This is a genomic window from Enterobacter sp. 168J2, from assembly GCF_034107265.1.
In the GTDB taxonomy this organism is placed as follows: Bacteria; Pseudomonadota; Gammaproteobacteria; order Enterobacterales; family Enterobacteriaceae; genus Enterobacter; species Enterobacter nematophilus.
Map to the genome: position 1 here is coordinate 366,004 of NZ_JAWNEB010000002.1, position 19,765 is coordinate 385,768.

Sequence of the window (19,765 nt, forward strand, 5' to 3'; positions counted from 1 at the left end):
TCTCCCACGGGAGAGGGCATCAGACCGCACAAGGTAAAAGCAAAACGGCAACTGGTTGCCGTTTTTGGTGTTTGTACCCTCTCCCCGTGGGAGAGGGCCAGGGTGAGGGCATCAGACCGCACGAATGCCTAACAATGAAGACGCCCCCGCTTTACCACTCAGCAGTTCTTCTGTACTTCCATCCCACAAAATACGCCCTTCGGCAATCACCACCGATCGCGGGGCGATGCGGGCAGCATCTTCGATACTGTGCGACACCATTAGCATCGTCAGCTGCTGGCTCTGACAGACGTCCTGCACCAGCGCGAGCATCTCCTGGCGCAGCGCGGGATCGAGCGCCGAGAACGGCTCATCCAGCAGCAGTATCGGCTGCTCGCGTACCAGACAGCGCGCCAGCGCCACGCGCTGTCGCTGGCCGCCGGAAAGCTCGCCGGGCAGCCTGTCGATGAAGGCGGAAAGCCCCATTTGTTCGGCGATCGCCGCCAGCTTCTGCCGCTGCGCAGCATTGAGTTTCAACCCCGGATCCATCCCCAGCGCGATGTTCTGCCACACCGTAAGATGATTAAACAAATTGTTTTCCTGAAACAGCATCGATACCGGACGTTTAGCCGGAGGGGTGAGGGTGAAATCACGATTATCGATGGCTATCGACCCGCTGGCCGGCTGCAAAAAACCGGCAATTAAATTGAGCAAGGTGCTTTTGCCGGCGCCGCTTGGGCCAAGCACCGCGATCCGCTCGCCCCGCTGAACGGTAAGGGTGAAGCGCATTGGCAGGTGCTCGTAAAGCCAGGTTACATCAGTCAGTTTTAACATCGCGCCCCGGGAGTTTTTCGATAACGGTAAATAAGGCAAAGCACAGCACCAGCAGCAATAGCGCCGTGACCGCGCCATCCTGGCTGCGATAGGAGCCAATTTGCTGGTAAAGCCAGAACGGCAGCGTGCGGAAATTTTCGTTGCCAAACAGGGCCACTACGCCAAAATCGCCAATCGACAGCACGCAGGCGAAGGCCAGCGCCTGGGCGAGCGGCCGCTTCAGGGCGCGCAGCTCGACCACCTTCAGACGCTGCCAGCCTTTCATTCCCAGCGACTGGCACAGCAAACTGTAGCGGCTATTGACGTCCCGCATCGGGTTTTCCAGCACCTTAAGCGCATACGGGATGGCCATTAAGGCGTTCGTAAAGATAACGATCCCGTCGGCCCTTTCCGGCAGGCCGATGGTGCTGTTGAACAGCAAAAAGAAACCGGTCGCCAGCACAATGCCCGGCATTGCCAGAATAAGCATGCCCGTCAGCTCCAGCGCGTGTCCGGCTTTACGGGCATGACGCGCGTAGAGCTCGCGGCTGCTCCAGAGCAGCATCATGGTCAGCGTCACGCAGATTAGCCCGGCTGCCAGCGCGATGCGTAGCGAGGTCCACGTCGCTTGCCACAGGACGGGCTGTTGCAGGACGGACATAAGATTAAGGTTTAAACCATCAACGATGACGGCCAGCAGCGGCGGCAGCAGTAGCAGCAGCGCCAGCGCGATCAGTATAAAATCCGAGATGCGGCTGTGCAGGCTGTCCTGCGGATCGCGCCAGCCGGTGATTTGATTACTGCCAGCGGGAATGGCTTTGCTCAGACGCTGGCTCAACAGCACCAGCGCCAGGCAGCACGCCATCTGCACCATCGCCAGCAGCGCGGCGCGGACCGGATCGTAGTCGTAGCTTAAGGCCTGATAGATCGCCAGCTCAATGGTGGTAGCCTGCGGTCCGCCGCCGAGCGAAAGCACGGTGGCAAAGCTGGCGAAGCAGAGCATAAAGATCAGCGCGGCCACCGGAGCAATCTGGCGTCGCAGCCACGGCCATTCAACAAAGCGGAAGAACGACCAGCCGCGCATGCCGAGCTGGGCGGCAATCTGGCGCTGCTCGCCGGGGATGTTCTCCAGCGCCTGCAAAAAGAGGCGCGTCGCCATCGGCATATTGAAGAAAATGTGCGCCAGCAGGATGCCCTTCAGCCCATAAGGGGAAAAGGTCCACTCCAGCCCCAAAGATGCGAAGAGCGAGGCCAGCCAGCCCTGACGACCGTAGACGCTCAGGATGCCAAAAACGGCCACCAGAACCGGCAGGATCAGCGTCATGGCGCACAGGCGCAGCAGCGCCTGCCTGCCGGGAAAGCGCCGTCGGTATAGCGCCCGCGCGAGGAAAATGGCCGGGATCGCAGACAGCAGCGCAGAAAGAAACGCCTGCCAGAAGGAGAACCGGATAACGTGCCAGAGATAGCTGTCGTGCCAGAGCGCGAGCAGATCGCCCTCTGGCGCGTTAAACCACAGTGCAAGAAATGCCCCCAGGCTGACCACCACCATCAGCATGGCGGCGAGCAGGCCGGGGATTAACCAGCCGGGAATTAACGGCTGACGGCGCGTTGCCATTCACTTACCCATGCTGCACGCTGCGCGGCGACCTGCTGCGGCGTAAACTCCAGCGAGGTTGTTGGCTTGGTCAACTGCTCGAAGCCTTCCGGTAGCGCAACGTTAGTGACCGGATACATCCAGTTGCCCGCTGGGATGGCGTTCTGGAACGCCGGTGAAACCATAAATTTCAGGAACTTCTCGGCCAGTTCCGGCTGTTTGCTGGCGGCGGTGCGGGCAGCCACTTCCACCTGCAGATAATGCCCTTCAGCAAAATTCGCGGCGGCGTAGTTGTCTTTCTTCTCGGCGATAATGTGGTAGGCCGGAGACGTGGTGTAGCTCAGCACCAGGTCGCTTTCCCCTTTCAGGAACAGGCCGTAGGCTTCGCTCCAGCCTTTGGTGACGGTGACGGTTTTAGCGGCCAGCTTCTGCCACGCTTCCGGCGCGTTATCCCCGTAGACTTTCTTCATCCACAGCAGCAGGCCCAGGCCCGGCGTGCTGGTGCGCGGATCTTCGTAAATCACGCGCCACTTCTGGTCGCTTTCCACCAGCTCTTTCAGGCTTTTCGGTGGGTTTTTCAGCTTATTTTTGTCGTAAACAAAAGCAAAGTAGCCGTAGTCGAACGGCACGAAGGTGTCGTTTTTCCAGCCGCCCGGTACGTTAACGGCATCTGCCGCCACGCCGCTTTTGGCAAACAGTTTGGTTTGCGTCGCGGCTTCCAGCAGGTTGTTATCCAGCCCGAGCACCACGTCGGCTTTGCTGTTTTTACCTTCCATGCGCAGACGGTTGAGCAGCGACACGCCATCTTCCAGCGCCACGAACTTCAGCTCGCAGTTGCAGTCGGCTTCAAAGGCTTTTTTCACCACCGGACCAGGGCCCCAGTCGGCGGAGAAGGAGTCGTAGGTGTAGACCGTCAGGACGGGTTTCGCGAAAGCAGGCAGCGCAAACAGCGCCAGCAGGGGAAGAACGTTTTTTAACACTTTGCACCTCAGGGTTGAGTGGCAAAGGATTTTGAGCGACAGCCTCAAATCCCTTCGCCGGCGTTATCCGGATCAGGTTCGACGGGTATTATCTCAGCGCACATCTGTGATGCAGCACCCCGTTGAGAACGGCGCTATTGTAATGATTTGGTGAATATTACGAAAGCGTTATGGCTCCGGCGGCGCAAACCAGGCGGATTTAAAATCAAACCAGCCCAGGGTGTTCATCCGCAGGCCGCGCATGCTGCGCTGTCCCTGGATCAGCAGCCAGTGGTGGATCAACGGTACGATCGTCTGTCCGGCCAGGAGCTCCTGGCACCACGCGGCCAGATCCATTTCGCCTGCCCGCCACTTCGCGGCGTCCTGCTGCCAGTCCCGCTTGATACAGTGCTGAATGAGGGGCACTTCGTACAGGTGAGAAAAGAGCGAGAAATCCAGCGGCAGCGTAAAGTTGGCGCTGTTGAGCCAGATATCGCTGACGACATCCCCGCGGTGCCATTCATCGTAATCGACTTCCTGTATCGCCAGCGTCACGCCTTCGGCCGCCAGCAGCTTGCTCATGATCTTCGCGATAAAACGGTGCTCAATGTGATCGCGATAGTAGCTGAGGGTGATGGTCTCCAGCCCGGCGGGTTTTTCGCTGCGCACCGGCTGAGCATGATGCCAGCGCGGAAGCAGGCCATATGCCGGGAACCACCAGGTCTGGTATTGATCCTCGGCGTGATAAATCAGGTTCGCCGGGGCCAGAATATGGCTGATCCACCTGCGGACGTCGTGGTTTGCTCCGCGGTGGCTGCGGCTGTCAAAGAGCAGGTAGTAACAGCCCTCCTCCAGGCGACTTTCGAACGCCTTTTCGCTTGTTGTGGGCCCCTCCAGCGTCAGGCCGGCGCTCAGCTCTTCGTTGAGATCCGGCAATACCCAGACGTTCACTTCGTCGATCAGCGCCCGATAGCCAAAATAGTCATCAAAGGCGCGGATCTTGAGCTGATTGTTGTTATTGCGCGACACGGCGTAGGGGCCCGTGCCAATCGGCAGGCTGGCAAAATTGTTCAGCGATCGCCATTCTCCGGGCAGGATCATTGAGGGCACATAGCCCAGCAGCCACGGCAGCCATCTGTCCGGCTGCGACAGTTCAATGTCCAGGGTCCAGGCCGTGGGGGAGTGGATCCGCGAGACGTGCGAATAGAGCGGAAGCGTGCGGGCGCGCTCCAGAGAGGCGATGACGTCACTCATCTCCAGCTCGCGGCCATGGTGGAAGTGAATGCCCGGGCGTAAAAAGAAACGCCAGTGCAGGGGGGAAAGCTGCTGCCAGTGGTGCGCGATATCCGCTTCCAGTTCCCCATTTTCCTCATTTATTTTCGTCAGACCGCTGAATATCTGCCGGGCCATGTGGGTTTCAGAACGTCGCAATGCCGTGCCGGGCAACAGGTTTTTCATCGGACGATAGTAGAGCACCCGCAGAATGTGGCGGCCCTGACGAAAGCTGCGCCCCAGATGCGAGACCAGCATCTGGCGCACGGCGGCCTTGTCGCCCACCAGCTGCACCAGCTGATCGATGCGGTCCTGCTCCAGCAGATCCTCCGCCCGCTGCTGCTGCAGCGCCAGACCGGTATAGAGGAAGGTCAAGCGTGAGCGTTTGCCGCGTCCGGCCTCGGCCTCCCAGCTTAGCCAGCCCTGCTGCTGCATGGTGTTGAGCAACGTGCGCATATGGCGGCGAGAGCAGTTGAGGAGTTCTGCCAGCTCGTTAAGCGTGGTCTCCTGCGATTGACCCTCGCAGCACTGCCACAGGCGGATGAATTGTTGTTGCAGTCGACCGGATGGCATAAAAGAGGAACTCCTGACAAAAAATCAGCAATTTATTAATCCCTATATTAAGCCAATAATTCTTCCCGATGAAGTGAGGAGGTAAATTATGAAGAGGTCTACCGCACGTCAGTTTTATCAGCAGTACTTTTCAGCGACAAAAGGATCGTCCTGGCTGGCCCGCCAGTGTGCAGAGCAACGGCTGAAAATATTGGAAGAACTGATGCAGTGGGACGTTACGAAACCGACCTCTTCCCGCTAACTCGCCTCGATCATGTGTGACTGAGTATTGGTGTTTATCACCCGCCAGCAAAATGTTTTTGCTGGCTTTTTTCGTTTATTCTTTCACCCAATTTCGATTCGCTTTCACAAGGACTTGCGCATGCTGTGGTTGATGACGATGGGGCGCCGCCTGAATGGCGTATATGCCGCTTTTATGCTGGTGGCCTTTATGATGGGCGTGGCGGGGGCCCTGCAGGCGCCGACGCTGAGCCTGTTTCTCAGCCGCGAGGTGGGGGCGCAGCCGTTTTGGGTTGGCCTGTTTTATACCGTCAACGCGATTGCCGGGATCCTCGTAAGTCTGGGGCTGGCGAAACGATCGGACAAGCAGGGCGATCGCCGCAGGCTGATCCTCTTTTGCTGCGCGATGGCCGTAGGAAACGCGCTGCTTTTTGCCTTCAATCGTCATTACCTGACGCTTATCACCTGCGGCGTGCTGCTGGCCTCTCTTGCGAATACCGCCATGCCGCAGCTGTTCGCGCTGGCCCGTGAATACGCCGACAGCTCGGCGCGAGAGGTGGTGATGTTCAGCTCGGTGATGCGCGCGCAGCTCTCGCTGGCGTGGGTCATCGGCCCGCCGCTGGCGTTCATGCTGGCGCTGAACTACGGCTTTACGGTCATGTTTTCTATCGCGGCAGGCATTTTTATTATCAGCCTGGCGCTGATAGCCTTTGCGCTGCCGTCTGTCGCCCGGGTTGAGCAGACGACGGATAAGCCCATCACTCAGGTGAGCGGCTGGCAGGATAAAAACGTGCGGATGCTGTTTATCGCCTCCACGCTGATGTGGACCTGCAACACCATGTACATCATTGATATGCCGCTGTGGATCAGCAGCGATCTGGGTCTGCCGGACAAGCTCGCGGGGATCTTAATGGGGACCGCCGCCGGGCTGGAAATTCCGGCAATGATTCTGGCGGGATACTACGTTAAGCGCTTCGGAAAACGTCGGATGATGATCGTTGCCGTGGCGGCCGGGGTGCTGTTCTACGCAGGGCTGCTCCTTTTCCATTCGCGTGAAGCGTTGCTGGTGCTGCAGCTGTTTAATGCCGTGTTTATTGGCATCGTTGCCGGGATCGGCATGCTCTGGTTCCAGGATCTCATGCCCGGCCGCGCCGGCTCCGCGACTACGCTGTTCACCAACAGCATTTCGACGGGCGTTATTCTGGCGGGAGTGATTCAGGGGGCGCTGGCGCAAAGCTATGGCCATGCCTCGGTTTACTGGATGATTGCTGCGATTTCGGTGGTGACGCTTGGGCTGACCTGCCGGGTTAAGGATGTTTGATTCTGGAAGGCGGCTTCACGAAATGAAACGATTTTCTGACAGGAGCAGAGAAGGCGCATAGAGTGCGTGGCGGGTGCTTGAGGCTGTTTGCCTCAGGCTTTCGCAAGAGGCAAACAGTGGAGAGTCCCACATCAAAAAAATGATGGGGAGACCAACTTCACAACACACATTGCGAGGTTAGTCTCTTCATTGCCGAAAAGCAATAAGGAGGCTGGAATGCCAAAACGTACTCTGCTGTTAGGTTTGTTTCTGATCTGTACGACGCTATTGATCTTCACCTGGATGGTGCGTGATTCGCTGTGTGAATTGCACTTCAGACAGGAGAAAACAGAGCTGGCGGCAGTGTTGGCTTACGAAGCAAAACGTTAGCGGTATTGGCGGGGATATTTCCCCGCCTCTCCAGAGTGGTTGAGCCTCAACGCACCCTTATCAATGGCCCGCGCCCTGCGGGCCATTGCCTTTAGCCCATAAACGCAGGCTGTTTTTTCTCGTACGCTGAGATGGCGTCCTCGTGCTGGAGCGTCAGGCCAATGCTGTCCAGACCGTTCAGCATGCAGTGGCGACGGAAGGCATCAATGCTGAAGCTGTAGGTCTTATCCCCGGCTTTCACCACTTCCGCTTCCAGATCCACCTCAAACGCCATGCCCGGGTTCGCCTTCACCAGCGCGAACAATTCATCGACCTGCTCGTCGCTCAGCGTCACCGGCAGCAGCTGGTTGTTGAAGCTGTTGCCGTAGAAGATATCCGCGAAGCTCGGGGCGATAACCACCTTAAAGCCGTAGTCGGTCAACGCCCAGGGCGCATGCTCACGCGAGGAGCCGCAGCCGAAGTTTTCCCGCGCCAGCAGAATGGATGCCCCTTTGTATTCCGGGAAGTTCAGGACGAATTCCGGGTTTGGCACTTCGCCTTTGTCGTCCAGAAAACGCCAGTCGTTGAACAGGTGTGCGCCAAAACCGGTGCGGGTCACTTTCTGCAAAAACTGCTTAGGAATGATCGCGTCCGTATCGACGTTAGCGGCGTCCAGCGGGACAACACGGCCCGTATGTTGGGTAAATTTCTCTGCCATGATTGTCTCCTTATTTCAGGCTGCGAATATCGGCGAAATGGCCGGTGACTGCCGCAGCGGCGGCCATTGCCGGGCTGACCAGGTGGGTGCGTCCACCCCGGCCCTGACGGCCTTCAAAGTTACGGTTGCTGGTGGAGGCGCAGCGCTCGCCCGGATTCAGGCGGTCGTTGTTCATCGCCAGACACATTGAGCAGCCCGGCAGACGCCATTCGAAGCCTGCTTCGATAAAGATCTTATCCAGTCCTTCCGCTTCCGCTTGGGCTTTCACCGGACCGGAGCCTGGAACCACCAGCGCCTGTACGCCCGGCGCCACTTTGCGGCCTTTCGCAATCTCTGCCGCCGCGCGTAAATCTTCGATGCGGGAGTTTGTGCAGGAACCGATAAAGACTTTATCAATGGCGATGTCGGTCAAAGGTACGCCTGGCTTCAGCCCCATGTAGGCCAGCGCTTTTTCCGCGCTGGCGCGCTCGACCGGATCGGCGAAGGACGCCGGGTCCGGGATGCTGTCGTTGACGGAAATCACCTGGCCTGGATTGGTACCCCAGGTGACTTGCGGCGCAATCTCTTCCGCCTGCAGCGTGACAACGGTATCGAAGGTGGCACCGTCGTCAGTTTTCAGGGTTTTCCAGTACGCGACCGCATCGTCAAAATCCTGACCTTTCGGCGCGTGCAGACGGCCCTTCACATAGTTGAAGGTGGTTTCGTCCGGTGCGACCAGGCCTGCTTTAGCGCCCATCTCAATAGCCATATTGCACAGGGTCATACGACCTTCCATGCTCAGCGCCTGAATGGCTTCACCGCAGAATTCCACCACGTGACCGGTACCGCCTGCGCTGCCGGTTTTGCCGATGATGGCGAGAACGATGTCCTTCGCGGTAATGCCCGGCGCGGCTTTACCCTTCACTTCAATTTTCATGGTTTTGGCGCGGCCCTGTTTCAGGGTCTGCGTCGCCAGAACGTGCTCAACTTCCGAGGTGCCGATGCCGAACGCCAGCGCGCCAAATGCGCCGTGGGTCGCGGTATGGGAGTCACCGCAGACGATGGTCATACCCGGCAGGGTAATACCCTGCTCAGGCCCCATCACGTGGACAATGCCCTGATACGGATGGTTCAGGTCGTACAGCTCAACGCCAAACTCGTTGCAGTTCTTAATCAGCTCCTGCATCTGGATACGCGCCATTTCACCGGACGCATTGATGTCTTTGGTTTCGGTCGAGACGTTGTGATCCATGGTCGCGAAGGTTTTACCCGGCTGGCGCACCGGGCGCTTGTGCGCGCGGAGGCCGTCGAAGGCCTGCGGAGAGGTCACTTCGTGCACCAGGTGGCGGTCAATGTACAGCAGTGGGGTTTCGTTTGGCGCCTCGTAGACAACGTGGGCGTCAAATAACTTTTCATATAAGGTCCTGGCCATGATTACACCCCTTCAGCGACATAGCGGGCAATGATGTCACCCATTTCATCAGTACTGACTGCTGCCGTACCGCGCGCTAAGTCACCGGTACGGACGCCTTCTTCTAACGCCCGGTTAATGGCGTTTTCAATTGCGGTTGCTGCGTCGCCTGCATCGAGGCTGTAGCGCAGCAGCAGGGCCAGAGAGAGGATCTGCGCAATCGGGTTGGCAATATTTTTACCTGCGATATCCGGCGCGGAGCCGCCCGCCGGTTCGTACAGGCCAAAGCCTTCTTCGTTCAGACTTGCGGACGGCAGCATACCCATGGAGCCGGTGATCATCGCGCACTCGTCAGACAAAATATCGCCGAACAGGTTGGAGCACAGCAGCACGTCAAACTGGGACGGATCCTTAATCAGCTGCATCGTTGCGTTGTCGATGTACATGTGCGACAGCTCAACGTCCGGGTACTGCTTAGCGACTTCACTGACGATCTCGCGCCACAAAATGGACGACTGCAGCACGTTCGCCTTATCAATAGAGGTCACCTTATGGCGGCGCTTGCGCGCAGACTCAAAGGCGATATGGGCGATACGTTCAATTTCGAAACGGTGATACACCTCGGTATCAAACGCTTTCTCATGCTGGCCGCTGCCTTCGCGACCCTTTGGCTGACCAAAATAGATGCCGCCCGTCAGCTCACGCACGCAGAGAATGTCGAATCCGTTGGCCGCGATATCCGCGCGCAGCGGGCAAAACTCTTCCAGCCCCTGATACAGCTTCGCCGGACGCAGGTTGCTGAACAGCTTAAAATGTTTACGCAGCGGCAGGAGCGCGCCGCGCTCTGGCTGCTCTGCCGGCGGCAGATGTTCCCATTTCGGGCCACCGACGGAACCAAACAGCACGGCATCGGCATTTTCGCATCCTTCAACGGTGGCTTTCGGCAATGGCGTTCCGTGGTTATCAATCGCAATACCGCCCACGTCGTAGTGGCTGGTGGTAATCTTCATCGCAAAACGCGAGCGAACGGCTTCCAGTACTTTCAGCGCCTGTGCCATCACTTCCGGGCCAATACCGTCACCCGGCAACACAGCAATATGGTAATTCTTCGACATTACACGGTTTCCTTGTTGTTCTCTTTATTCTGAGCTTTGCGTTGCAACTCTTTTTCGACTTCAGCGGCGCGCCAGATGTTGTTCAGGACATGCACCATCGCTTTCGCGGAGGATTCGACAATATCCGTCGCCAGGCCCACGCCGTGGAAACGGCGGCCGTTGTAGTTGACGACGATATCCACCTGACCCAGCGCGTCTTTACCGTGCCCTTTCGCCGTCAGGTCATACTTCACCAGCTCAACGTCATACTCGGTGACGCGGTTTATCGCCTGATAGATAGCATCGACGGGGCCGTTGCCGTTTGCCGCTTCCGCTTTAATTTCCTCACCGCAGGCCAGCTTAACCGAGGCGGTGGCGATGTCGCTGGAGCCGGACTGCACGTTGAAGTAGTCCAGACGGAAGTGCTCTGGCTCTTCCTGCTGCTTGTTGATGAAGGCCAGCGCTTCCAGGTCGTAATCGAACACTTGCCCTTTTTTGTCGGCCAGCTTCAGGAACGCGTCGTACAGCTGATCCATGTTGTAATCGCTGTCCTGATAGCCCATCTCTTCCATCCGGTGTTTCACCGCCGCGCGACCGGAACGGGAGGTCAGGTTCAGCTGCACCTGGTTCAGGCCGATGGATTCCGGAGTCATGATTTCGTAGTTTTCACGGTTCTTCAGCACGCCGTCCTGGTGAATGCCGGAGGAGTGGGCGAAGGCGCCGGTGCCGACAATCGCCTTGTTGGCCGGAATCGGCATGTTGCAAATCTGGCTGACGGTCTGGCTGGTGCGCCAGATTTCGTTGTGATTGATGCGGGTGTGCACGTTCATGATGTCTTTGCGCACCTTGATCGCCATGATCACTTCTTCCAGTGAACAGTTGCCCGCGCGTTCACCAATACCGTTCATCGCACCTTCTACCTGACGGGCACCGGCGTGCACCGCGGCGATGGCATTGCCTACGGCCAGGCCCAAATCATCATGGGTATGTACTGAGATGATGGCTTTATCAATGTTCGGTACGCGCTCATACAGGCCCGTAATGATGTTGGAGAACTCAAACGGCATGGTGTAGCCGACGGTGTCCGGGATGTTGATGGTTTTAGCGCCCGCGTTGATGGCGGCTTCTACTACGCGCGCCAGGTCTTCAATCGGCGTACGGCCCGCATCTTCACAGGAGAATTCAACGTCATCGGTGTAATTGCGTGCGCGCTTAACCATGTACACCGCGCGTTCAATGACCTCATCCAGCGTGCTGCGCAACTTGGTTGCGATGTGCATGGGTGAGGTTGCAATAAAGGTATGAATACGGAAGGCTTCGGCCACTTTCAATGACTCGGCGGCAACGTCGATGTCTTTTTCTACGCAGCGCGCCAGACCGCACACGCGGCTGTTTTTAATGGTGCGGGCGATAGTCTGTACGGATTCAAAATCTCCCGGAGATGAGACCGGGAAACCGACCTCCATCACGTCGACGCCCATACGTTCGAGAGCCAGCGCAATCTGCAGTTTCTCTTTTACACTCAGGCTTGCCTGTAATGCCTGTTCACCGTCACGTAAAGTAGTATCGAAAATAATGACTTGCTGGCTCATGGGTTAGGTCCTTGTCAGTCTTAGGGCGCCTTGCTACGAGCATAAAAAAACCCGCGCAGTGGCGCGGGTTTTTAGTCTTACTGGTGACGATTCAACGCTGAATTTCGCCCGCCAGTCTACCGCGCACAGTGGATGCGTTTAGTAGTAGTAGACCGGTGAAACGAATGGTGCGTGTCATGAATCGTGCTCCGTTAAATTCAATATGCTTTTAGTGGTACTGGATACGGCTGTTCATGTCAACCCCTGATGGCAAAAACGGCCCCAGAAGGCGTAACAGACAGGATGTGTTGTTTAGCTTATTGTGCTGGATTTTGGATTTTTGACTTAACTAATTGTCTATTTTTGGACTTAAAAAACATTTGCACAAACGAATAAACATAACGGATATTTTTCAGGCAATTATGTCGTCACGAATACTTTCCCTTTAAACTGTTTTAATATCATTAGTTTATCATTTTGAAGGGATCTTTTGCTCTATTCAAAAACAATCATCGATAACAGGTTGTTAACTTAATTCTGCTCAATGTCGATAACAGTTTAATTATACTTAAGTCATCCTTAACTGGATGGTTGTTGTATATTGATTTGGTTTATGGTTTCATTCTATCACTAAAGTTAAACATATCCTTTGCGTCCATTTTTTATTTTAGCATCATTGTGTGATCTTTATATATTCCGATTTTTAAACAATTTTCTTTCGCTGGTCGTATTTGCATGGTAAATCATATTTTCCGAAATTATTACAGTGCGTTGGCGGAGGGAGTGTAGCGTGACAGTGGAGTCAGAAGTGCCAGAAAATAATATTAAACAACCACAAGTTACTGATGGGATTAAGCCGCAGTTGCGCACGGTGGACCTTAATCTACTGACGGTGTTTGATGCTGTCATGCAGGAGCAGAATATCACCCGGGCGGCACAAACGTTGGGAATGTCACAACCCGCGGTAAGCAACGCGGTTGCCAGGCTTAAAGTGATGTTCAACGATGAGTTATTCGTTCGTTATGGCAGAGGGATCCAGCCCACAGCGCGGGCTTTCCAGCTTTTCGGCTCCATCCGCCAGGCGCTGCAGCTGGTGCAAAATGAGCTCCCGGGCTCAGGCTTTGAACCCTTAAGCAGTGAGCGGGTATTCCATCTCTGCGTCTGCAGTCCATTAGATAATTATCTGACATCAATTATTTATAATAAAGTTGAAGAGATCGCACCTAATATTAATCTCGTCTTTAAATCGTCCTTAAATCAAAACACCGAACACCAGTTACGTTACCAGGAAACCGAATTCGTCCTGGGGTATGAAGAGTTCCGCCGTCCTGAATTTTCCTGTGTACCGCTGTTTAAAGATGAAATGGTGCTGGTTGCAAGCAAAAAACATCCGCGACTGAATGCGCCGTTACGTGAAAATGACGTTTATAGCGAACAGCATGCCGTTGTTGCGCTCGACAGATATGCCTCCTTTAGCCTGCCCTGGTACGACACTGCGGAGAAACAGGCGAGCGTGGCGTATCAGGGGATGGCCATGGTCAGCGTATTAAACGTCGTTTCCCAGACGCAGCTGGTGGCAATTGCACCGCGCTGGCTGGCAGAAGAGTTCTCTGGCGCGTTAAATCTGCAAATTTTGCCTCTGCCGCTCAAGCTAAATAGCCGCACCTGTTATCTCTCCTGGCATGAAGCCGCTGGACGGGATAAAGGACATCAGTGGATGGAAGAGCTACTTATTAGCATCTGCCGTCGATAATCGAATCAGGATAAATTGCATCTTTGCATGTGATTTATCCTGGTTTTGTTTCATTTATTAATATTTTGTTCTGTTGCGTATTTTATCTGGCGGTTGCCAGGCGTGTAAAAATAGATGATTTTCTACATCGCCGCGCTTTTCAGCGATGATTTATCATCTCATCCTCTAATTTCAGATGAATTAACCATATCCTCTGACAATGTCTGTTTTTTCTGCTTTCATGGCCTCTTCTCTCTCCTGGTTTGCGAATTGCCTGCCTCATAACGAGCGGTTAAGGTAAGTATCACTCTGCAAAATAGAAGACGGGTTCATCCCGATCGCAAGACGGTGCGGAAATGAATTCTGCGGTCCGTCTATAACAAAATGCCTGGAGGCAAAGCATGGAGATGTTGTCTGGCGCGGAAATGGTCGTCCGGTCGCTGATCGATCAGGGCGTAAAGCAAGTGTTCGGCTATCCTGGCGGTGCGGTTCTTGATATTTATGATGCGCTGCATACGGTAGGAGGCATTGACCATGTGCTGGTACGCCATGAGCAGGCGGCGGTACATATGGCTGATGGCCTGGCGCGTGCGACGGGTGAAGTGGGCGTGGTCCTGGTCACGTCGGGTCCTGGTGCGACAAACGCCATTACCGGCATTGCGACCGCGTACATGGACTCTATTCCGCTGGTGATCCTTTCCGGACAGGTCGCGACATCCCTGATTGGTTATGATGCGTTCCAGGAGTGCGACATGGTCGGGATTTCGCGTCCCGTTGTGAAGCACAGCTTCCTGGTCAAGCAAACCGAAGACATTCCTAGCGTGCTGAAGAAGGCGTTCTGGCTGGCGGCAAGCGGGCGCCCGGGGCCGGTGGTGGTCGATCTCCCGAAAGATATCCTGAACCCGGCAAACAAGCTGCCTTATGTCTGGCCGGAATCGGTGAGCATGCGCTCTTACAACCCAACAACGCAGGGCCACAAAGGTCAGATCAAACGCGCGCTGCAGACGCTGCTGGCCGCAAAAAAACCGGTGGTCTATGTCGGTGGCGGAGCAGTCAATTCAGCGTGTGAGGCACAGCTTCGTGAACTGGTTGAAAAGCTCAATCTTCCTGTTGCGTCATCGCTGATGGGACTCGGAGCGTTTCCCGCCACCCACCGTCAGGCGCTCGGCATGTTGGGTATGCACGGTACCTATGAAGCCAACATGACGATGCATCATTCTGACGTCATCTTTGCCGTCGGCGTGCGTTTTGACGATCGTACGACCAACAATCTGGCGAAGTACTGCCCGAATGCCACCGTGCTGCACATTGATATTGATCCAACCTCGATTTCAAAAACGGTGTCTGCCGATGTCCCTATCGTCGGCGACGCTCGTCAGGTCCTTGAACAAATGCTGGATCTGCTGGCCCTGGAAAACGCAGCGCAACCGCTGGATGAGATCCGTGACTGGTGGCAGCAAATTGAGCAGTGGCGCGCGCGGCAGTGTCTGAAATATGACGCCCAAAGCGAGCACATCAAGCCGCAGGCGGTCATCGAAGCGGTGTGGCGACTGACGAAAGGCGACGCGTATGTGACCTCTGACGTGGGCCAGCATCAAATGTTTGCCGCCCTCTATTACCCGTTTGATAAACCGCGTCACTGGATCAACTCGGGGGGATTAGGCACGATGGGCTTTGGCCTGCCTGCCGCGCTGGGCGTGAAGCTGGCGCTGCCAAATGAAACCGTCGTCTGCGTGACCGGGGACGGCAGTATTCAGATGAACATTCAGGAACTCTCCACCGCGCTGCAATATGAGCTGCCGGTACTGGTGCTCAACCTCAATAACGGCTATCTCGGTATGGTGAAGCAGTGGCAGGATATGATCTACTCGGGCCGCCACTCTCAGTCATACATGAAATCGCTGCCGGATTTTGTTCGTCTTGCTGAAGCTTACGGTCATGTGGGGATGCGGGTGACCGATCCGGCCGAACTGGAAACGAAGCTCGCAGAAGCGCTTGAGCACGTTAAAAACAACCGCCTCGTCTTTATGGATGTCATTGTTGATGGAACCGAGCACGTTTATCCGATGCATATTCGCGGCGGCGGTATGGACGAAATGTGGTTAAGCAAAACGGAGAGAACCTGATATGCGCCGGATATTATCGGTATTACTGGAAAACGAGTCTGGCGCACTGTCGCGCGTCATTGGGCTTTTTGCGCAGCGCGGCTATAACATTGAAAGCCTGACCGTTGCGCCAACGGACGATCCGACGCTGTCGCGTATGACGATCCAGACCGTTGGCGACGCCAAGGTAATTGAGCAGATCGAGAAACAGCTGCATAAGCTGGTCGATGTGCTGCGCGTGAGCGAGCTGGGGCAGGGCGCTTACGTTGAGCGTGAGGTCATGCTGGTAAAAATTCAGGCCAGCGGTTACGGGCGCGAAGAGGTCAAACGCAATGCGGACATTTTCCGCGGGCAGATCATCGACGTCACGCCTTCTCTTTATACGGTTCAGCTGGTCGGAACCAGTGACAAGCTGGACGCTTTTCTGGCGTCCGTGCGGGATGTAGCAAAAATTGTTGAGGTGGCCAGATCGGGGATCGTTGGTCTGTCACGCGGCGAGAAAATCATGCGGTAGTTGTTAAAAAGGTTCGCCTCTTTCAGCCCGGTCAGCAAAGCCGGGCTTTTTTTTGCGTAATCAGCCGACAACGCAGATAAAAGCGGTTGCCGCGAAGGCTTTTCTGCGTTTAGATGTTAAAAGATTTAACCATAACCTTGACAGGGCCATGGACTCTTTTCTTTTTTTAAGGGGCAATTGTGAAACTGGATGAAATCGCCCGGCTAGCCGGCGTGTCACGAACAACGGCCAGCTATGTGATTAACGGCAAAGCAAAGCAGTACCGCGTCAGCGATAAGACCGTTGAAAAAGTTATGGCGGTGGTTCGTGAGCATAATTACCATCCGAATGCTGTCGCTGCCGGCCTGCGTGCCGGGCGCACCCGCTCTATTGGTCTGGTGATCCCGGATCTGGAAAACACCAGCTATACCCGTATCGCCAACTATCTTGAACGTCAGGCTCGCCAGCGCGGTTACCAGCTGCTGATTGCCTGTTCTGAAGATCAGCCCGATAACGAGATGCGCTGCATTGAACACCTGCTCCAGCGGCAGGTCGATGCCATCATCGTCTCGACCTCTTTACCGCCGGAGCATCCGTTCTACCAGCGCTGGGCGAACGATCCTTTCCCTATCGTTGCGCTGGACCGCGCGCTCGATCGTGAGCATTTCACAAGCGTAGTGGGTGCCGATCAGGATGACGCGGAAATGCTGGCCGCTGAGCTGAGAACTTTCCCCGCTGAAACGGTGCTGTATCTTGGCGCGCTGCCCGAGCTTTCCGTGAGCTTCCTGCGTGAGCAAGGGTTCAGAACCGCCTGGAAAGACGATCCGCGTGAAGTCCACTATCTCTATGCCAACAGCTACGAACGCGAAGCCGCTGCGCAGCTGTTCGAAAAATGGCTGGAGACGCACCCGATGCCCCAGGCGCTGTTCACCACGTCGTTTGCTCTTCTGCAGGGGGTGATGGATGTCACCTTACGTCGTGAAGGTAAGCTTCCCTCCGACCTGGCGATTGCCACGTTCGGGGATAATGAGCTTCTCGATTTCCTTCAGTGCCCGGTGCTGGCGGTGGCCCAGCGTCACCGCGATGTAGCTGAGCGCGTCCTGGAGATTGTTCTGGCGAGCCTGGATGAGCCGCGGAAACCGAAGCCGGGTCTGACGCGTATCAAACGTAATCTCTATCATCGCGGAATTTTGAGCCGCCATAAATGAAATGACGGGGCGGTGAAAACCGCCCCTTTTTACTGAAATAATTCGCCGAGTTAATTCCCTCAATGAAATTAGGATAATTCTTGAGAGATCGTAATCTACTATTTTTCTTAATTCATTTTGCCGTTTTAAATGGTCCTTAAAGAATCACGAAGCCATTTTAAAAGCCTCTCTTTGTATTATTTTGTTACAAACCCTCTTCGGTCGATGAATATTCAGACGTTTTTCCTTCACCCCGACTGGCCAGCAACGCAACCGCCGCTCCCACCGACCGCTTGAGTGAATCTGGCGCTGTTATCCCCTGACAATCTGTCATAAAATGCTGCCCGCGTCGCAAACTGACACTTTATATTTATCTGCGATGATATTGAGTGAGCCTTAACGCTAGTGTGCATATTCGGTTTTTTTCTTACAAATATTCATAACGTTAATTTTGCCTCGCCAGTTGTGCAGTTATTAACCAGGACTGTTTATCTCTGTAAATAGAGGGCTTTCGGGTCCTTACAGGGAGAGTCCTGGCTTGACAAGCTTTTCCCTCGCTCCGTAAACTCCTTCAGGTGGGAATTTGTGGGTTAAAGTGGTGAGGAGGGGTGAGACTGGCATGTTCCGTGGAGCTACGTTAGTCAATCTCGACAGCAAAGGGCGTTTATCGGTCCCAACCCGATACCGCGACCAGCTGATTGAGAATGCTTCGGGTCAAATGGTTTGCACCATTGACATCAACTCCCCCTGCCTGCTGCTTTACCCCTTACCTGAATGGGAAATTATTGAGCAAAAGCTGTCGCGACTGTCGAGCATGAACCCGCAAGAGCGCCGCGTGCAGCGGCTGTTATTGGGACATGCCAGTGAGTGTCAGATGGATAGCGCCGGGCGATTACTGATTGCGCCCGTGCTGCGGCAACATGCCGGTCTGACCAAAGAAGTGATGCTGGTCGGGCAGTTCAACAAGTTTGAACTGTGGGACGAAACGACCTGGTATCAACAGGTCAAGGAAGATATCGACGCTGAGCAGTCTGATTCCGCAACTTTATCGGAACGGCTGCAGGACTTGTCTCTATAAATATGATGGAAAATTATAAACACAAAACGGTGTTGCTGGACGAGGCCGTGAACGGCCTGAATATTCGTCCGGATGGCATCTACATTGATGGCACGTTTGGTCGCGGTGGTCACTCGCGTTTGATCCTCTCCCAGCTTGGAGAGGAAGGGCGTCTGCTGGCAATCGATCGCGATCCGCAGGCGATTGCCGTTGCACAAACCATCAATGACCCACGCTTTTCCATCGTGCACGGACCTTTCTCTGCTCTCGCGGATTACGTTGCCGAGCGCGATCTTACGGGCAAGATCGACGGGATTCTTCTCGATCTTGGCGTCTCTTCACCCCAGCTTGATGATGCAGAACGCGGCTTCTCCTTTATGCGCGACGGTCCACTGGACATGCGTATGGACCCGACGCGCGGCCAGTCTGCCGCCGAATGGCTGCAGACCGCTGACGAAGCGGATATTGCCTGGGTGATCAAAACCTTCGGTGAAGAACGTTTTGGTAAGCGCATTGCGCGCGCCATCGTTGAGCGCAACCGCGTAGAGCCAATGACCCGCACCAAAGAGCTGGCCGAAGTGATTGCGGCGGCAACGCCGGTGAAGGATAAGCACAAACATCCCGCGACCCGTACCTTCCAGGCGGTTCGCATCTGGGTAAACAGTGAACTGGAGGAAATAGAGCTGGCGCTAAAAAGCTCGCTCGACGTGCTGGCCCCGGGTGGGCGGTTATCCATCATCAGCTTCCATTCGCTGGAAGACCGCATTGTGAAGCGCTTTATGCGTGAACAAAGCCGCGGTCCACAAGTACCAGCGGGGCTGCCGATGACGGAAGAACAACTCAGGAAGCTGGGTGGCCGTCAGTTGCGAGCATTAGGCAAGTTGATGCCGGGCGAAGAAGAGGTGGCAGAGAATCCACGCGCCCGTAGTTCAGTGCTGCGAGTTGCAGAGAGGACGAACGCATGATCGGCAGAGTGACAGAAACCCTAAGCAAAGTTAAGGGATCGTTAGGAAGCAACGAGCGCCATGCCTTGCCTGGCGTGATCGGCGACGATCTTTTGCGGTTCGGGAAACTGCCACTCTGCCTGTTCATTTGCATCATTGTTACGGCAGTTACGGTGGTGACCACAGCTCACCATACACGTTTATTGACTGCGCAACGCGAGCAGCTGGTGCTGGAACGCGATGCGCTGGATATTGAATGGCGAAATCTGATCCTTGAAGAAAACGCGCTCGGCGATCACAGCCGGGTTGAACGGATCGCAACGGAAAAGCTGCAACTGCAGCATGTTGATCCTTCCCAGGAAAATATCGTAGTACAAAAATAAGGGAAAACGCGAC

At 55.3% G+C, this 19,765-nt stretch carries 19 protein-coding genes and 1 riboswitch; of the genes, 10 read left to right on the forward strand and 9 right to left on the reverse strand.

Annotated features, from left to right (window positions below):
* Window positions 1-111 precede the first annotated feature (111 nt).
* From thiQ to sgrR, 4 genes are all read right to left on the reverse strand, one after another.
* Window positions 112-813 carry a thiamine ABC transporter ATP-binding protein ThiQ gene (gene thiQ / locus USG84_RS09845; RefSeq protein ID WP_253540682.1) on the reverse strand — a complete coding sequence of 234 codons (702 nt, stop codon included), beginning with the start codon at window positions 811-813 and terminating at the stop codon, window positions 112-114.
* Window positions 797-2,407 carry a thiamine/thiamine pyrophosphate ABC transporter permease ThiP gene (gene thiP, locus USG84_RS09850; protein WP_151413488.1) on the reverse strand — a complete coding sequence of 537 codons (1,611 nt, stop codon included), beginning with the start codon at window positions 2,405-2,407 and terminating at the stop codon, window positions 797-799. Before thiP ends, thiQ begins: the two co-directional genes overlap by 17 nt.
* Window positions 2,383-3,366 carry a thiamine ABC transporter substrate binding subunit gene (thiB, locus tag USG84_RS09855; RefSeq protein ID WP_151413489.1) on the reverse strand — a complete coding sequence of 328 codons (984 nt, stop codon included), beginning with the start codon at window positions 3,364-3,366 and terminating at the stop codon, window positions 2,383-2,385. Before thiB ends, thiP begins: the two co-directional genes overlap by 25 nt.
* A 31-nt stretch (window positions 3,367-3,397) precedes the next feature.
* A riboswitch (TPP riboswitch) is annotated at window positions 3,398-3,498 on the reverse strand.
* A gap of 36 nt (window positions 3,499-3,534) precedes the next feature.
* Complete coding sequence (sgrR, locus tag USG84_RS09860) at window positions 3,535-5,190, reverse strand: HTH-type transcriptional regulator SgrR (RefSeq protein ID WP_320738252.1); 1,656 nt, start codon at window positions 5,188-5,190, stop codon at window positions 3,535-3,537.
* Between the two features lie 88 nt (window positions 5,191-5,278).
* Between sgrR and sgrT the strand changes: the two genes are divergently transcribed.
* The 3 genes from sgrT to USG84_RS09875 all read left to right on the forward strand — a co-directional run bounded on the left by sgrT (window position 5,279) and on the right by USG84_RS09875 (window position 7,099).
* A complete protein-coding gene (gene sgrT / locus USG84_RS09865; RefSeq protein WP_116342480.1) occupies window positions 5,279-5,431 on the forward strand; it encodes a glucose uptake inhibitor SgrT in 153 nt (50 codons plus the stop codon).
* A gap of 120 nt (window positions 5,432-5,551) precedes the next feature.
* Window positions 5,552-6,730, forward strand: a complete 1,179-nt coding sequence (locus tag USG84_RS09870) for a sugar efflux transporter (protein ID WP_320738253.1) — start codon at window positions 5,552-5,554, stop codon at window positions 6,728-6,730.
* 216 nt (window positions 6,731-6,946) lie between these two features.
* Window positions 6,947-7,099: a Hok/Gef family protein gene (locus USG84_RS09875; RefSeq protein WP_010427008.1), complete on the forward strand. Its 153-nt coding sequence runs from the start codon at window positions 6,947-6,949 to the stop codon at window positions 7,097-7,099.
* A gap of 91 nt (window positions 7,100-7,190) precedes the next feature.
* Here USG84_RS09875 and leuD read toward each other — a convergent pair whose 3' ends face one another.
* From leuD to leuL, 5 genes are all read right to left on the reverse strand, one after another.
* The gene (gene leuD, locus USG84_RS09880) at window positions 7,191-7,796 is read right to left on the reverse strand and encodes a 3-isopropylmalate dehydratase small subunit (RefSeq protein WP_028015497.1); all 606 of its coding nucleotides are present in this window, start codon (window positions 7,794-7,796) and stop codon (window positions 7,191-7,193) included.
* 10 nt (window positions 7,797-7,806) lie between these two features.
* Window positions 7,807-9,207, reverse strand: coding sequence for a 3-isopropylmalate dehydratase large subunit (gene leuC / locus USG84_RS09885; protein ID WP_253540691.1), 1,401 nt, complete (start codon window positions 9,205-9,207; stop codon window positions 7,807-7,809).
* Between the two features lie 2 nt (window positions 9,208-9,209).
* Entirely contained in the window at window positions 9,210-10,301 is a 1,092-nt protein-coding gene (gene leuB, locus USG84_RS09890; protein WP_014882533.1) for a 3-isopropylmalate dehydrogenase, read from the reverse strand.
* Complete coding sequence (gene leuA, locus USG84_RS09895) at window positions 10,301-11,872, reverse strand: 2-isopropylmalate synthase (RefSeq protein ID WP_151413490.1); 1,572 nt, start codon at window positions 11,870-11,872, stop codon at window positions 10,301-10,303. Before leuA ends, leuB begins: the two co-directional genes overlap by 1 nt.
* A gap of 91 nt (window positions 11,873-11,963) precedes the next feature.
* Window positions 11,964-12,050 (reverse strand): leu operon leader peptide, encoded by an 87-nt coding sequence (gene leuL, locus USG84_RS24055; protein WP_071786497.1) that lies wholly within the window; start codon window positions 12,048-12,050, stop codon window positions 11,964-11,966.
* A 609-nt stretch (window positions 12,051-12,659) separates the two neighbouring features.
* Between leuL and leuO the strand changes: the two genes are divergently transcribed.
* From leuO to ftsL, 7 genes are all read left to right on the forward strand, one after another.
* A complete protein-coding gene (leuO, locus tag USG84_RS09900; RefSeq protein WP_061099238.1) occupies window positions 12,660-13,604 on the forward strand; it encodes a transcriptional regulator LeuO in 945 nt (314 codons plus the stop codon).
* A 380-nt stretch (window positions 13,605-13,984) separates the two neighbouring features.
* Window positions 13,985-15,709, forward strand: coding sequence for an acetolactate synthase 3 large subunit (ilvI, locus tag USG84_RS09905; RefSeq protein WP_320738254.1), 1,725 nt, complete (start codon window positions 13,985-13,987; stop codon window positions 15,707-15,709).
* Between the two features lies 1 nt (window position 15,710).
* A complete protein-coding gene (gene ilvN, locus USG84_RS09910) occupies window positions 15,711-16,202 on the forward strand; it encodes an acetolactate synthase small subunit (RefSeq protein ID WP_045259452.1) in 492 nt (163 codons plus the stop codon).
* Between the two features lie 179 nt (window positions 16,203-16,381).
* Window positions 16,382-17,389, forward strand: a complete 1,008-nt coding sequence (gene cra, locus USG84_RS09915) for a catabolite repressor/activator (RefSeq protein WP_014168621.1) — start codon at window positions 16,382-16,384, stop codon at window positions 17,387-17,389.
* A 598-nt stretch (window positions 17,390-17,987) separates the two neighbouring features.
* Complete coding sequence (gene mraZ / locus USG84_RS09920; RefSeq protein WP_014882537.1) at window positions 17,988-18,446, forward strand: division/cell wall cluster transcriptional repressor MraZ; 459 nt, start codon at window positions 17,988-17,990, stop codon at window positions 18,444-18,446.
* 2 nt (window positions 18,447-18,448) lie between these two features.
* Window positions 18,449-19,390: a 16S rRNA (cytosine(1402)-N(4))-methyltransferase RsmH gene (rsmH, locus tag USG84_RS09925; RefSeq protein ID WP_028015503.1), complete on the forward strand. Its 942-nt coding sequence runs from the start codon at window positions 18,449-18,451 to the stop codon at window positions 19,388-19,390.
* Complete coding sequence (gene ftsL / locus USG84_RS09930; RefSeq protein ID WP_006173860.1) at window positions 19,387-19,752, forward strand: cell division protein FtsL; 366 nt, start codon at window positions 19,387-19,389, stop codon at window positions 19,750-19,752. The genes rsmH and ftsL overlap by 4 nt, the downstream gene beginning before the upstream one ends.
* Window positions 19,753-19,765 lie beyond the last annotated feature (13 nt).